Raw genomic sequence first — 13,824 nt, forward strand, 5'->3', positions numbered from 1 at the left:
TTACCTTAAATTTTACGGGTTTACAAGCCGCTTTAATTCTCTGCGCCGGCTCTCGGCTCTATGCTTTCATATACAGAGCCCTCTTCCGCCCTCATCTGCTTTGCGATCTGCTCGTAAATTTCGATACTCTCCTTCGCTCGCTGCGTATCGATCTTCTCCATCGCAAAGCCCACGTGGATCAGCACGTACTCCCCGACGGTCGCTGGCTCTGGAAGTAGATCCAAGCTCACGCCGCGGCGCACGCCCAGAGTCTCCACGGTCGCGAAATTATTTTCGTCGATCGAGATGATTTTTGAAGGGATTGAAAGACACATTAACGAAATTCCTTCTTGTATTGTAGGAATTTCAGCCATTTCTCCACGCCCTCGCCGCTTTTACTATCAAGCGCGATTACGTCGGCTTTCGGATTGAGTTTGTGTACCTCGCGCACTACCTCCTGTATATCGAAGTCAAAATGCGGTAACAGCGCGGTTTTGGTGATTACGACGCAGTCTGCGCGACGAAATATCACGGGGTATTTTGCGATCTTATCGCTGCCCTCGGGCACGCTTAGAAGGACCACGTTCAGGTGCGCGCCCACGTCAAATGCCGCCGGGCAGACGAGATTTCCGACGTTTTCTATGAAAACCAGATCTAAATTTTTAGTATCGATATGATGAAGCCCCTCGTGAACCATAAAGGCGTCCAGATGGCAGGTCTCGCCGGTGCTGATCTGATGGGCCTGCGCGCCAGCTTTTATGATGCGATCGGCGTCGCGGTTAGTTTCCAGGTCGCCCTCAATGACGCCGATTTTAAATTTGCCGCTTTTGATAGTGGCCTCAAGCAGCGTCGTTTTGCCGCTACCGGGGCTACTCATCAAATTTAGACATAAAATTTTATCCTCATCCAAATGGGCTCTGTTGTGAGCGGCCTCCTCGTCGTTGGCGCTTAGAATTTTACTCATCACCTCAATCGTCTTGGCGTCATTAATAGCGGCATTTGCGTGGATGTGATCGTACGCGTCGTGCTCGTGATCAATCCCCGCTGCGTGGATATGAGCGTGAGAATGAGTCGTACCGTCCGAGTGGGTATGGACATGCTCGTGTGTCATATCTGCGTGCGAATGGGCGCCCGCTTCGTGAGTGTGGCCGATGGAACAGCCGCAATCTTTACACATTTTTTCTCCTTGGATAATAAATTTTGCGCGTAAAATACCACGTTTTTGCTTTAAATGGCGTAAATTTGATAAATTTTATATCGAAGCGCGAAATTTTATGAAATTTAACGGGCTTGGAAATTTATGCGCTTCGGTTTTATCTAAATTTCATACGTTGTTTGCGAAGGCTCGACGTAAAATTTTTAAAGCTCGCGAGTAAAGCGCTGCTTTAAATTTAATCGCCTGCTCGCAGGCAGCAAAGCCGCGCTCTGCAAATTTAGACCTCGCAGCTCGCAACGGCTCAAAATAAACCAGAGATCGCTGTAGATAGGGGCGGGAAATTCAAGGCTTGCGAGCGGATTTTACCGGCGCTCTACAATCTCGCGCGTGCTCTCCGGCGTGCCGAACATCAATGCGGCGACCATTTTAATATCGATTTTGCGCTAGCTCGGCTTTACAAATACGGCATGAAGGTGGCGCCTATAAAATTTAGTCGCGAGCTGCTGCGCCGGTTTCGTGCCTGTGCGTAAATTTAAACCCGCGGCAAGAATACTTTTTGATTAAAATTTATAAAATTTTGCACTTTCGTTTGCCGCATAAATTTAAACAAATTTTATTTGCACGCCTTGCGCAGCCGCGCCGCCCGAATTCTCCACTCGATCGAGAATCGCGCTGCACAACTCGCAAAAGTCGCGCAGCCGCTGCGTTTAAATTTAAAAGCGCGTAAATTTAGCACGACGCGCTGTTTTTAAAAACGTGCAAACGCCCTACGCTTCGGTGATGACCGCCTTTACGAGCTTGGAAAATTTCACCCCTTTTAGCGCGCCGATTTTGGCGCTGAGCCGCTCGATCTTTGAAATTTTATCCCGCATCGTGATCTCCTCGAAACAGTGGCGCTCGTCGATGTGGAAGTGGCTGGTGCTGACGATGGTGACGTTTGCGTGGTGCTCGATCTCTACGAGCTGCTCGATCAGATCGCTTTGGTGATGATCGTAAGCGATGCAAAGCACGCCCACACAGTCATCCTCGCCATCTCCGTGAAGCACGCCCTCGACCATCTTTTCGCGTATGAGATCGCGGATAAACTCGCTGCGACTTAGGTATTGCTTGGCGCGCACCATCTCATCGAGATCCTCAAAAAGCTTCGTCGGCAGCGAAATGCTAAATCTTACGGCGCTCTCTTTTTCCTCTTTTTTCATAGCTCCCCTCATTTCGCGTATTTTGAATGTAATTTTACCGAAATTCCGCTCAAATAGTAAGAATTTCGCGCTAATTTGGCTTATTCTTTAAAATTTAAAGCTCCAAAGCATCGTGCATATTTTGAAATTTTGCTCTCGATTTCACGTTGTATTTTAGTGCTAGCGCGATGAAATTTACCGATGCTACGTTATTTTGAATTCTACCGCGAGCTTGCGTCCAAATTTTAAGAATCGGGCGTTAAATAGCGTCTTAGTTTGGGATCTGCGCAGTATCTAGCCACGCGCCGCGGTAGAATTTTGCATCGATTGCCATAGTGGTGCGCCGTGACGCTATGGCAGGCGACGGCGCGCCGTTAAATTTTTAAAATTTTAACGTTTCGGTTGTGACATATAGAGACGGTAAGGCGCAAATTTGTTCGTTACTTTTGCGATTTTAGAAAGCTAGCCGCGGTGGATTTTATCGCCGTAGCGTTAGAATTTGCGCAAAGCGCAAGCAGGGCGCAGAGTTTATTAAATTTAGCGGCGAATGAGACTAATAAATTTTACAAAGAGCGAGCTTAACGGCTATAATTGCGTTTTTTGTGGACGAGCTTAGCGCGAAATTTCGCTTAAATACGCCGCGAGCTGTCCGTATGCGATGCCGCTGTCGTTGCACGGAACGGCGCGATTTAGATGAAATTTTATCCCTCGCGCGCGCAGCTTTTCGCACGTAAGATTTAGAAGCGTGGTGTTTTGAAAGACCCCGCCGCTTAGCGCGACCTCGAGCCCTGCTCTCTCGGCGAAAGCGGCGATGAAATTTGCGATGCCGTTGATAAATTTCGTCGCGGCCAAGCGCGGCTCATCGCGCAAAGCCTGCAAAAACGCCTCTTCGTAATCGATCACATAACATTCGCCCTCAAGGCTCGGCGCGCAAGCTCTATTTTGCGGGGATTGATCCGCATCGGCGGCGTTTTTGCTTTCAAGATTTATTAAATTTAGGGCGGATGCTCGGTTTATAGAATTTGCGGCAGAACTTTCATTCTTTTTGCCGCTGCCTTCGGCGATGTTTTGAGCCGCCGACCCAAGCTTGCCTTTGCTCGCCGTATCGTTCACAAGCTCTTTAAAATCGCCTTGTAGTGCGCAGTTATCTTTCACGCCGCTATGATTTTGCGCATTTAAACCGCCCTGCCCCGCTTCGCGCGCCAAATCATCGGCGCTTCGTTGCTGCGAAGCGGATTGCGGCGCGTTTTGGATAAAATTTTCTCCCTCCTTTCGCAGCGTAAATTCGTAACTCTGCTCGCAGCCGTCGATATATAGGTTCTCAAGTCGCATGCCCGCTTCGCCGTCGAAGCTTACGGTTCGCAGGCCGCAAATGACCGCAGCAAACGCATCAAATAGCCGCCCTAGCGAGCTTGAGCGGATGGCACGCGGCGCGATTTTTTCTAAATTTGCGACTTCGCTTGCATTAAATTTTGCCAAAAACTCGCGCGCAGCGTCCTTTGCATTAAATTTAAACACGAGCGCGAGCGCAAGTTTGTAGATGTTTTTGATCGCATTCTCGCCGCCGATAAGCGCGATCTCGTCGAATTTTGCCACGCGATTAAAGCCGAACTCGTTAAAAATCATCACCTCGCCTCCCCAGATCGTGCCGTCCGTGCCGTAGCCGGTGCCGTCGAAGCAAAAGCCGAGGTATTTTTTGCCGCTGCCTAGCAGCTCATTTTGCGCCAGATTCGACACCAGATGCGCAAAATGGTGCTGGTAGCGGATCACGGGGTATCCGCGCTGCTCGAAAAATCGCGTGTGCGAAAACTGTGGGTGCAGATCCGCGATGACGGCGTCAAATTTCAGCTCGTAGGCGTGCACGAACATATCCAAAAGCGCGAAAAATCGCTCATTCGTGGCGATGTTTTTAAGATCGCCGATGTAGGGCGAGATGAAAATTTGCCCGTCTTTGTAGATCGCAAACTGATTTTTCAGCTCCGCGCCGAGCGCCAGGAAAGTGCCTTTGAGCTGGAATTTGCTAGGGAAAATTTTTGGATTCATTCCGCGAGAGGTTCGCAAAAACAGCGCGCGATTTAGAGCGTTCGCTTCGGCGGAGGAATTTGTGTAGCTCGCTAAATTTGCGCTACTTGCCGGTTTTGCGGCATTCGCGAAATTCACAGAACTTGTGGGATTTGCAATGTTTGCTAAATTTGCGATACCTGCGGCGCAGGCGGATTTCGTTTCACAAACAGGTTTCGCTTCGGCGGCAGAATTTGCGTCATCTTGGTTTTTTTGAGGCGCCGAATTTGTGTCGTCCCAGCTAGTTTTGGAAGTAAAATTTACGATATCGCAACTTGTATCCGTATCGGAAGGTCTTTGCGGGTTCTCGAAATTTAACCCGCCCGTGGAATTTCCATTAAAATTTTGCGGAGTAGTAAGAGTTTGGATAGACACGGAATTCGTCGTAGAATTCTGCGCTAAGATTAAATTTTGCACGGAGTTTTTCATCTCGGTGCAAGTCGCAAGCGACGTAGCAACTTTGCTCGAATTGCAAGCCGTTTTTGAATCAGGCGTTAAAGTTTGCGCTTCAAACGGCGGTAAAAACGCGATACTATCGTCGCTCGGCGTTAAAATTTCGCGGTCGTTATCCAGGTAAAACGAGATGACGCCGCCCAGCTTCGCGCGCAACTCCTCGCTGCTAAAAATGATGGGCTCGCTGCTAATGTTGGCGCTTGTGGCGACGATCGGGCGATCAAAGTATTCAAAAAGCAGCAGATGCACGCCAGTGTTGGCTAGGAAAATGCCGATTTTATTAAGGTTTGGCGCCACGCTTGGAGCGATAAAAATCGCACCCGCCTTAAAAATCGCCGAAAAGCTCGCGGGCAAACGCACGAAATCTCCCACGTTATCAAAATATGCGCCACGCGCGTCCGCCACACACGCCTGCGCAGAGCATGAGCCTTCCGAATTTATCGTCTGTTGCGGACTCGGCTCGCACGTCGCACGCTGCAAGTCTACCCCATCCTCAGCATGTCGCAAGCTCTGAATATTTGCCAAATTTTGCGAAATAGACTCGTCCGTCGCAAGCCGAGAATCAGGCTCATTTGCCACGCATTGCAAAGCCGCCTTATCTGCAGCATTTTGCAAGTCCTGCTCGCACGCCCCACGTCGCGAGTTCGTCCTATCCGCGGCATATTGCAAACTCGAAGTATTCGCAGAGTTTCGCGAAACGGGCTCGCTCGCCGCAGGCCGCAAATCAGATCCATTGTATGCGCGTTCTAGCTCGTTTACCGTGCTCTGCGAATCGTCTGCAGTTAGCATGTCGCAGGCGAAATTACGGCGCGCCGTTTTACTGAAAATTTGCGTACTCTGCAATCCGCCCTGCTCTGCACAATCTTCAGCGCCTTGCGTACTAAAATTTTGCGCTGCGGAATTGCGTAAATTTTGTAGCTCAGAGTCCTGCTCTTGCGCCGATTTTTCTTGCTCGCCCGCAAATCTCGGCGATATAGAATTTTTGCCTTGCGCCTTTAAATTTTGCGTGCTGAAATCCGCCGCAAAGCCCGCCTCTGTGCGCCAAGAAAACTCACGCTTTTTTAAAATCACGATCGGCTTGACATTGCAATCTATCAGTGCCTCCTCCTCTGCGCTTAAGCTAGCTGCGCGCCATGCTTGCGCTGCGTCGCGGCACATGATCGCGAAGGGCTTGCTCGGGCGCTTTTTGAGCGTTCGCAGCATGCGTACCGCGCGCTCGTTCGTCGCATCGCAAACGATATGAAAGCCGCCCATCCCCTTGATCGCGCCGATCTGCCCACGCCGCAAAAGCTCCGCCGTGCGCGCTATCGCCTCCTCGCCGCTTGATAAAATTTCGCCGCCCGCGCCGCATAAAAACAGCTGCGGACCGCAGTGCGGGCAGGAGATCGGCTCGGCGTGGTAGCGGCGCGTGAGAGGATCCGTGTATTCGCCGCGGCAGAACTCGCACATCTCAAACGCCCTCATCGTGGTATTTGCGCGGTCGTACGGCAACGCGGCGATGATGCTAAGGCGCGGGCCGCAATCCGTGCAGTTGATAAATGGGTAGTGAAAGCGCGGATTTTGGGGGTCGTAAAACTCTTTTTTGCACTGATCGCAGATCGCAAAATCGGGCAAAATCGGGTTAAATTTACGTCCCTCCTTGGATTGCGTGATCTTAAAATCAGTAAAATTCTGCGTAAAATCTTGCGTATTTAGATCGGTGCGGATAATTTTATCGATACGACAAAGCGGCGGCGCTTCGCCGCGAAGGCGCCGCTCGAAAATTTTTAAAATTTCTTCTTCGCACAGATATTGCTCGACACTTTGTGAATCGTGTTTAAAGTCCTGCAAGTCCTCTTTCGCATCTTGCAAGTCACGTTTAGTATTTTGCAAGTCTTGCAACGATTCATTCTGCGACATACCGCGCTTTTGCACGACGAAATTTTGATCCGACGAAGCGGGCAAAATGGAGCCCTGCTCGTTTAGATCGGTCTCGAATAAGTTCGGTAAAAATTTCTCGCTCGCTGCGGCTTGCGAATCGCTCGTCAAATTATGCGACAAGCTCGTCAAATCTGAATCAGGCAGGCTTGCTAAATCATTCAATAAATCTCGCGGCAAGCCAGTCAAATCACTTGGCGAGTTCGGCGCGCTCTGCGGCGAAAAGGGGCTCTCGTTTAAATTTGAACTTGCAAAATTTTGTGATGAGTTCGCGGCTTTGTTAGAATCCGACTCGGCAGAATTTAAAGACCGAGCAGCTGATAACGATACTTTCTGCGCTTGAATTTCGTTAGAATTCGGCTCATCTAAATTTAAAGGGGCGGAATTTTTATCAATAGAGCCTTTTTGCGGCTCGGAAAGGTCTGCGCAAACGATGATTTTAACGCCCTCGCCGTCGTTATAAACCTCGCCTTTCAGCCCCAAATCCATGGCGAGTTTGTAGACGAACGGGCGAAATCCTACCCCCTGAACTGCTCCGAAAACCTCAAATTTAGCCGCTTTCATGCACGTGCTTTCATAAATTGCGCGCCACAGTAGCTGTTTTGCGAGCAAGTTGTGCTCGCAGCGGGCGGATAAAACGTACCGGGCGCCTCAAAATATGCTCTAAATTTAATAAAATTTGATCCTTCGCGCCCGCGCCCTTTGCCGCTTTTTTTGAAATTTCGCGCAATCTCGTTTGCGCTAAGCTTACCAGCATAACGCAGCTATCGGCGCCGCAATGTCCGCGCAACTCGCTGTTTTGCGGACAAGACTTAGGAGTTTTACCAAAAATTCGCATATATGCCCGATCTAGCGAGCTTGAAGCGCGAAGCTGTCGCTAAAGCTCGCGTCAAAATTTTTGCAAAGCTTAAGCATCAAATCCGCAAATTTGCGCCCGCTAAACATCGCTCCGCCGAAGATCAAAACGTCAAAATCCTCTTTGCGCTCATCCGCCAGATCGCTTAAAAAATAGCCTAAACTATCGAAGAATCCGAACGCAAACAGCTTTTCATTGGCGCCTGCGAGCGCATAGCTCATCGCTGAGCGCAAAATTTTATCCGCTTGCACGCAGCCGCGCTCGTCCGTGCAAAAATCGAGTCGCACCCCTTTGCCGCCCGTAAAATCCTCCGCAGCCGCCGTCAAAAATTCCGCATCGCGCCCCCAGATAAGCTGTGCAGCCACACTAAAGATACCGTAAAATCCCGCATTTGCGCTTTTTAGAATTTCATCGATTTTTGCGGCGTCTACGTTAAATTTGGCGTTGAAATTTTCAAGCAGTTTCGCGCCCGTCTCATCCGCGCAAATTTTAGCTTTAAGCTCGTCAAAGCTGCGCGGCAGATCGAATTTAAGTAGAATTTTTTTGGAGCTTTCGCTATAAATTGCGATCTCATCATCCGCGCCCACGCCCAAAAAGCAGCGCAAAACCCGTTTTTTGGGATCATCTAAAAGCCCTTTTTCACGGTACGTAAGCGCAAAAAGAGCGGAGTTTTTGTCCTTTGAGTTTTTTAGATATGAGCTTGCAGCGTCGCTTAAAAAGTCCTCGTTTTGCACGATCAAAAAGCCATTTTGCAGCGGCGCGACCTTAAAAAGAGGGTATTTTTGCGCCGCGCTTTCGCATTTTACGCTTAAAAAATAGATCCCGTCGCTTGCCAAAGCGCGCACCAGCGCAAACACGAATATGTCGCCCGCAAGCTTTACGTCAAAAAATTTAGGCGCGTTCTCGTGGTTTTTTCTAAAGATCGCATTGGTTTTTAGGCTTATGAGCGGCTTTTCAAAGGCTGCGAGCGCGATTTTACTCTTTTCATCGCTCACAAAAATCCGATCCAGCGCGCCCACTCCTGCAGCTATCAAAAAATCGGCGCTAAAATCCACATCCGCCTTGAGCGTGAAAGTTGCGCCACCGCGCTTAATCTGCACCTGCTGAGCATGAAATAAGTTTATGCGGCAAAGCTCCAGTAAGCCGGCGAAATTATCCCTGCATACCGCTTTAAATTTTCCCTCATGAAGCACGTCGGCGCTGCTTATTATTCCGAATTCATTTTGAGACGGCTCGGCGTGAGCGAGGTATTCCTTCATCACTCGCGGAGTGAAATTATTAAATTTAGTCGTGCTACGGGCATTTGAAATTTCATCCTCGAAAAATTTGCTTAAATCGCCCGAGGAGGCATCTTCAAATGTGCCGTTAAATTTCAGCGCTTTCGCTTCGGCGCCGCCTTCGTCCACCACGCGCACGGAGGATTTTGCCAAAAATATGGAGTTTGGAATCAGCGGCATCGCCTCGTCGCTAAATTTTAAAATTTCATCCTCGCTGCCGCGCACGAAAAGGCTTATTAAGCTCGCCTCTTTTTTCAGGCAAAACTCAAGTGCGCTTTTGCGAGCATAAAACAGCAAGAAGTGCGCTATCAGCGCGTTTTCATTAAGGTAGTTAAACTCATATGTTACTATCATCTCGCCCCCTTTTTGCAAATCGATCCGCGATATCTTGGACGCTGAGATCGGCGATTTTTTCATGCGCGAAGCCAAGATCCGATAGGTACTTAAGCGCCGTTTTTTCCATGGTTTTTGAGGACTCTAATATCACGGAGCTTAGCTTAAAGCTCGCCTCCTCGATGCGCCGCGGCACGACAGCTAGAATTTTAACGTGAGGCAGATCGCCGCAAAGATCCATCATCTGCAGGGTTTGAAGCATTTCGACCTCGTGTGCCGAACCGCTCCAGCTGATCTGCTTAGGCATCGCGTCGTAGTCGAAAAAATACACCTCGCCGCCCTTTGCGCCGTCCGCGTCTATGCAATCTACGAGCAAAATTTCATCAAATTCCGCTATCGTAGGCATCAAAAAGCTAGCTAGCGTCCCGCCGTCGATAAATCGGATCTGATCCGCGCTGTTGCTCGGCGCGGCGGAATTTTCGGCGATAAAGTCCGCATTGATATAGCTTTGCGCTGCGGAATTTATGACGGAATTTTGCGAAGTAGAATTTGAAGCTGAATTCTGCTTTGCGGAATGTTCTGGAGTAGAATTTCGGTCTAAATTTACTGCCGCGGAATTTCGCTCGGAGTTAGAATTTTCATCCGCAAAATTTTGCAAGGAGTCTCGCTCTATGGAATTTTGTGAGGTAGAATTTTGTATCGCAGAGACTTGGGCGGAATTTTGCATGAAATTCTGCGCCGCGATATCCTCGCCCGCCATAGAATTTCGTGCGGCGGCTTTAGGATAAAATTTATAGTTCTGCGCGAGCGCGCGGACGAAGTGCACGCCTATGCCCTCGTCCGCGTAGATGACGTTGCCGATACCCAGTACCAGCACCCTCAAGCGTGCTCTTCCTTTTTAAATTTATAGCCGCTTACGATCGCGTCCATCGCGCCGTCTCTACCCTTGACGGCGTTAAAGACCGCCATATAGACGTGGATCGGTACGAAGATTATGATGATATTCATGCAAAGATGGTGAATCATTCGAACTTCGCTTAGACCGCCCATTGCAGCTTCCAATGGGCGTAAGAGCCCGTATAACGCGCCGCCTAACCCCTCGTGATAGACGTGAACGTATAGAATCATTCCCGTTAGGCAGATTACGAATAGCACTAGATAAAAGCCCAGATATGATATGAACTGCAAAGGGTTATAAACGCCGCGAAGATGCGGGTGCTCGCCCAAAAAGATATAGTATTTGATCTGAGCGATCCAGATGCGAGGGCTAAAAAAATCCTTGATGCTTAAAAGCTCTTTTCTACTCTTTTTATCGAAGAAGAAAAGATAAGTTTTAAAGATCGCCGCACCGATCATCGCAAAGCCGAAGATCAGATGCACGAATCTAAATTTAGCCTGCATAAAAAGCACCGGCTCGGGACTCACCTCGGGCGCGGTGAAAACGAAGGCGATGTAATATCCGGTAATCACCAAAATCGTAATGCAAAGCGCACGCAGCCAGTGCGTGAGCCTAAGACCGATGGAGAACTCGTATTCCGCAAATCTTTTTTTCATCGTTTATCCTTTACTGGGATCTACCCTATAGCAGCCGAGCTCCGCTCCTTTAGCGTCCATTACGTGCACGGCGCAAGCGATACAAGGATCGAATGAATGGATACGGCGGATGATCTCTAGTGGCTTGGAAAGATCGGCAAGTTTAAGCCCGATCAAGCAGGATTCGTAAGCGCCCATAGCGCCGTCTTTATCCTTCGGAGTGGCGTTCCAAGTAGACGGCACGACCGCCTGCCAGTTTTTGATGACGCCCTTTTCGATCCTGCACCAGTGGCTAAGTGCGCCGCGCGGCACGTGACCGATATAGCGACCTTTGTACTCTTTTGAGTTGTCGATTACATATTTTGCGCAGGTTTCAGTGTCGCCGCTTTTGATGTTTGCAATCAAATTTTCTAGCGCGATCAGTCCGTTGTCGGCAACGACTTTAGCTTCGATCATACGGCACGCCGTTCGTCCAAGCGTCGAAAATACCGCCTCAAGCGGCAAGCCGGTATCTTTTAGGAATTGATCCACGACTTTTACTACGCGCTCGTTTTTCTTAGCGTAATTTACCACGATATTTGCAAGTGGTCCTACCTGAAGCGGCTTGCCGTCGTAGCGCGGAGCTTTGATCCAGGTGTATTTGCCCTGGGTATCGAGCACCTTCGTATGCGCTTCTTTGCCGTGCGCGTCGATGCTCTGTCCGTCCTTAAGGCCCGTATAATTCGGCTCTTGCTCGCCGTCGTAAGGATGAAGCGCCGCGTCGTTTTTATACCACGCATGCGTTGCCTCCTCGGTGATCTTGTTCTCATCCAGCTCCAAAACCTTGCTAATATCGCCGTCAAGGATCATGCCGCTTTGAAACAGCCATTCATTCTTTGAAAGCTGAAATTCTTGATGAGTCCATAAATTTGCCACGCCGATATCATTTAGCACGCTAGGCTCGTTGCCGTAAGCCTTCGCAGCCATTACGAGATCAGGATAGTAGGCGCGATTTACGAAGTCCGCGACCTCTTTAAATTTAGACATATATTCGCCCAGTCTCGCAGGACTTAGGATATCCATCACGCAGGTTACGCCGCCTACGGTGAGGCTTTGCGGATGAGGCTGCTTCGCGCCGAATATCGCCATCATCTGAGCCGCCGTGCGCTGAATGCGCAAACATTCAAGATAGTGCGAAAGAGCGATTAAATTTTGCTCCGGGCTAAGCTTATATGTTGGGTGGCCGAAGTAGGCGTTGGCGAAAGGTCCCAAAGCGCCTTTCTTAACAAAAGCGCCCACGCGATCTTGCACCTCTTTTAGTTTATCCGCACCGCACGCATAAGGGGTGTCGCAGTATTTAAACGCCTCCTCGCTTGCTTTTTTAGGATCGGCGCTAAGAGCGCTTACTACATCTACGAAATCAAGCCCGTGAAGTTGATAAAAATGCACCGGATGATCGTGCAAAAATAGCGCGTTAGCCATCAGCGTGCGCGTCAGCAAGGCATTTAGCGGCGGAGTGATACCAAGGGCGTTTTCTACCGCGACGATACCTGCTTTGTAGTGCGAGAAGGTGCAGACGCCGCAAATTCTTTGCATAAAAAATCCCGCGTCGCGCGGATCTCTATTTTTTACTATGGTCTCAAGCCCGCGCCATAAAGTGGAGCTACTATAAGCCTCGCGCACGATGTTTTCATCATCCACTACGACCTCTATTCTTAAATGTCCCTCTATTCTGGTTATCGGATCTATTACGATTCTTTGCGACATGATTATTCCCCTTTATCTTTCTTAAATGACGCAATCGCCGCGTGTGCCGCTACCGCAACACCCGTGATCGCCAAAATTCCGACACCTATCTTATCTGCAGTAGCATCAGCGCCGAGCCCGCCGAAAACGCTTTCGTAAAGGCGATCCGCCAAAGGCTCCTCAAAAGGTCCCATATGATCCCAAAAATCAGGCTCCGAGCAGCCTATACAGCCGTGACCCGCCTGTACCGGCCAGCTAGTGTGGGAGTTGAAACGCTCGCGCGAGCAGTTGTTAAACGTGTAAGGACCCTTGCAGCCTACTTTATAAAGGCAGTATCCGTCCTTCGCACCCGCATCGCCGAAGCTTTCTACAAACTCGCCCGCGTCGAAATGTCCGCGACGCTCGCATAGATCATGTATTCGCAGCCCGTAAGCCCATTTAGGCCTATTATAAACGTCCAAGCTCGGAAGCGTGCCGAAAAGGATAAAATTTAGCACGTTGCCGACGATGTTTTTTTCGCTAGGTGGACAGCCTGGGATGTTGATGACGGGTTTGTTTATGATTTTGTCCAAACCTTCGGCACCGGTCGGATTCGGAGCTGCGGCTTGGATACCGCCGAAGCTCGAACAGGTGCCGATCGCAAATATTGCTGCAGCGCCTTCGGCAGCGTGCTTGCAGTGCTGAGCTCCGCTCTTGCCCTCAGGACCCACGGTTAGGAAAAATTCATTCTCGCCGCTTGGAATTCCACCCTCTACCATCAAGATATAGCGCCCCTTGTATTTTTCGATCGCGCCCTCTAAATTTTCCTCGGCTTGCCAGCCTGCGGCAGCCATTATCGTCTCGTGATATTCTAGGCTGATGTAATCAAATATAAGGCTGTCGATGCTAGGCGTGTCGGTGCGCAGCAAGCTCTCGCTACAGCCCGTGCACTCCGCCATATGAAGCCAGATCACAGGCAAGCGATCCGCAAGCTCCGCCGCTCGCGCCACGCTCGGTGCAAATGCGGCCGGAAGACCGAGCATCGCGGTCATCGCTCCGCTCCATTTCATAAAATCGCGGCGCGAAAAACCCTTGCTTTTAAGCCTTTCTTGTATGCTTTCCTCCGTTTTTATTCGCGGCAAACGCTCAACGGCATCAAGTCTAGCCGAAATTTGAGCCAAATCAACCATAATGTCCTCCTGAAATTTAGGATATTTTTAAATGGCATTCTATCAAAATTTAGAATTCATGCACCTTAAATTTCGTTAGATTTAATTAAAATTTTATATTTATTCATCGTCTAGTAGGTTTTAAATTTAAAAATAAAAGGCGGATTAAAATTTAGCACGGCGGGCGAAACATTAAATTACGGCGGAG

The 13,824-nt window shown here is 49.5% G+C and carries 9 protein-coding genes and 3 pseudogenes; all 12 read right to left on the reverse strand.

Features of this window, described 5'->3' with window-relative positions; genetic code table 11:
* Positions 1 to 32: 32 nt before the first annotated feature.
* On the reverse strand, positions 33 to 314 hold the full coding sequence (locus tag Q0323_RS05370) for a HypC/HybG/HupF family hydrogenase formation chaperone (protein WP_298052277.1): 282 nt from the start codon (positions 312 to 314) through the stop codon (positions 33 to 35).
* Positions 314 to 1,156, reverse strand: coding sequence for a hydrogenase nickel incorporation protein HypB (gene hypB, locus Q0323_RS05375; protein WP_298052278.1), 843 nt, complete (start codon positions 1,154 to 1,156; stop codon positions 314 to 316). The genes Q0323_RS05370 and hypB overlap by 1 nt, the downstream gene beginning before the upstream one ends.
* Positions 1,157 to 1,902: 746 nt before the next feature.
* Positions 1,903 to 2,334: a nickel-responsive transcriptional regulator NikR gene (gene nikR / locus Q0323_RS05380; RefSeq protein WP_005870445.1), complete on the reverse strand. Its 432-nt coding sequence runs from the start codon at positions 2,332 to 2,334 to the stop codon at positions 1,903 to 1,905.
* 591 nt (positions 2,335 to 2,925) lie between these two features.
* On the reverse strand, positions 2,926 to 4,803 hold the full coding sequence (locus Q0323_RS05385; protein ID WP_366939558.1) for a hypothetical protein: 1,878 nt from the start codon (positions 4,801 to 4,803) through the stop codon (positions 2,926 to 2,928).
* A 96-nt stretch (positions 4,804 to 4,899) separates the two neighbouring features.
* Positions 4,900 to 5,616 (reverse strand): annotated as a pseudogene (locus tag Q0323_RS05390) (Sua5/YciO/YrdC/YwlC family protein); the annotation flags it as partial.
* A 276-nt stretch (positions 5,617 to 5,892) separates the two neighbouring features.
* Positions 5,893 to 7,308: pseudogene (locus Q0323_RS05395) on the reverse strand (Sua5/YciO/YrdC/YwlC family protein); the annotation flags it as partial.
* A gap of 285 nt (positions 7,309 to 7,593) precedes the next feature.
* Positions 7,594 to 9,231 (reverse strand): hypothetical protein, encoded by a 1,638-nt coding sequence (locus Q0323_RS05400; RefSeq protein ID WP_298052280.1) that lies wholly within the window; start codon positions 9,229 to 9,231, stop codon positions 7,594 to 7,596.
* On the reverse strand, positions 9,215 to 9,970 hold the full coding sequence (locus Q0323_RS05405) for a hydrogenase maturation protease (RefSeq protein WP_366939559.1): 756 nt from the start codon (positions 9,968 to 9,970) through the stop codon (positions 9,215 to 9,217). The genes Q0323_RS05400 and Q0323_RS05405 overlap by 17 nt, the downstream gene beginning before the upstream one ends.
* 27 nt (positions 9,971 to 9,997) lie before the next feature.
* A pseudogene (locus tag Q0323_RS05410) lies at positions 9,998 to 10,093 on the reverse strand (hydrogenase expression/formation protein); the annotation flags it as partial.
* On the reverse strand, positions 10,090 to 10,764 hold the full coding sequence (gene cybH, locus Q0323_RS05415) for a Ni/Fe-hydrogenase, b-type cytochrome subunit (protein WP_298052281.1): 675 nt from the start codon (positions 10,762 to 10,764) through the stop codon (positions 10,090 to 10,092). The gene cybH and the pseudogene Q0323_RS05410, both read right to left, overlap by 4 nt.
* A gap of 3 nt (positions 10,765 to 10,767) precedes the next feature.
* Positions 10,768 to 12,489, reverse strand: a complete 1,722-nt coding sequence (locus tag Q0323_RS05420; RefSeq protein WP_298052283.1) for a nickel-dependent hydrogenase large subunit — start codon at positions 12,487 to 12,489, stop codon at positions 10,768 to 10,770.
* A 2-nt stretch (positions 12,490 to 12,491) separates the two neighbouring features.
* Positions 12,492 to 13,637 (reverse strand): hydrogenase small subunit, encoded by a 1,146-nt coding sequence (locus tag Q0323_RS05425; protein WP_298052284.1) that lies wholly within the window; start codon positions 13,635 to 13,637, stop codon positions 12,492 to 12,494.
* Positions 13,638 to 13,824 lie beyond the last annotated feature (187 nt).

Origin of the sequence: uncultured Campylobacter sp. (genome assembly GCF_938030145.1) — a bacterium.
In the GTDB taxonomy this organism is placed as follows: domain Bacteria; phylum Campylobacterota; class Campylobacteria; order Campylobacterales; family Campylobacteraceae; genus Campylobacter_B.

Coding starts and splice junctions, on each gene's coding strand:
- Q0323_RS05370 (WP_298052277.1), bottom strand. CDS start 314: ATGTGTCTTTCAATCCCTTCAAAAATCATCTCGATCGACGAAAATAAT.
- hypB (WP_298052278.1), bottom strand. CDS start 1,156: ATGTGTAAAGATTGCGGCTGTTCCATCGGCCACACTCACGAAGCGGGC.
- nikR (WP_005870445.1), bottom strand. CDS start 2,334: ATGAAAAAAGAGGAAAAAGAGAGCGCCGTAAGATTTAGCATTTCGCTG.
- Q0323_RS05385 (WP_366939558.1), bottom strand. CDS start 4,803: ATGAAAAACTCCGTGCAAAATTTAATCTTAGCGCAGAATTCTACGACG.
- Q0323_RS05400 (WP_298052280.1), bottom strand. CDS start 9,231: ATGATAGTAACATATGAGTTTAACTACCTTAATGAAAACGCGCTGATA.
- Q0323_RS05405 (WP_366939559.1), bottom strand. CDS start 9,970: ATGGCGGGCGAGGATATCGCGGCGCAGAATTTCATGCAAAATTCCGCC.
- cybH (WP_298052281.1), bottom strand. CDS start 10,764: ATGAAAAAAAGATTTGCGGAATACGAGTTCTCCATCGGTCTTAGGCTC.
- Q0323_RS05420 (WP_298052283.1), bottom strand. CDS start 12,489: ATGTCGCAAAGAATCGTAATAGATCCGATAACCAGAATAGAGGGACAT.
- Q0323_RS05425 (WP_298052284.1), bottom strand. CDS start 13,637: ATGGTTGATTTGGCTCAAATTTCGGCTAGACTTGATGCCGTTGAGCGT.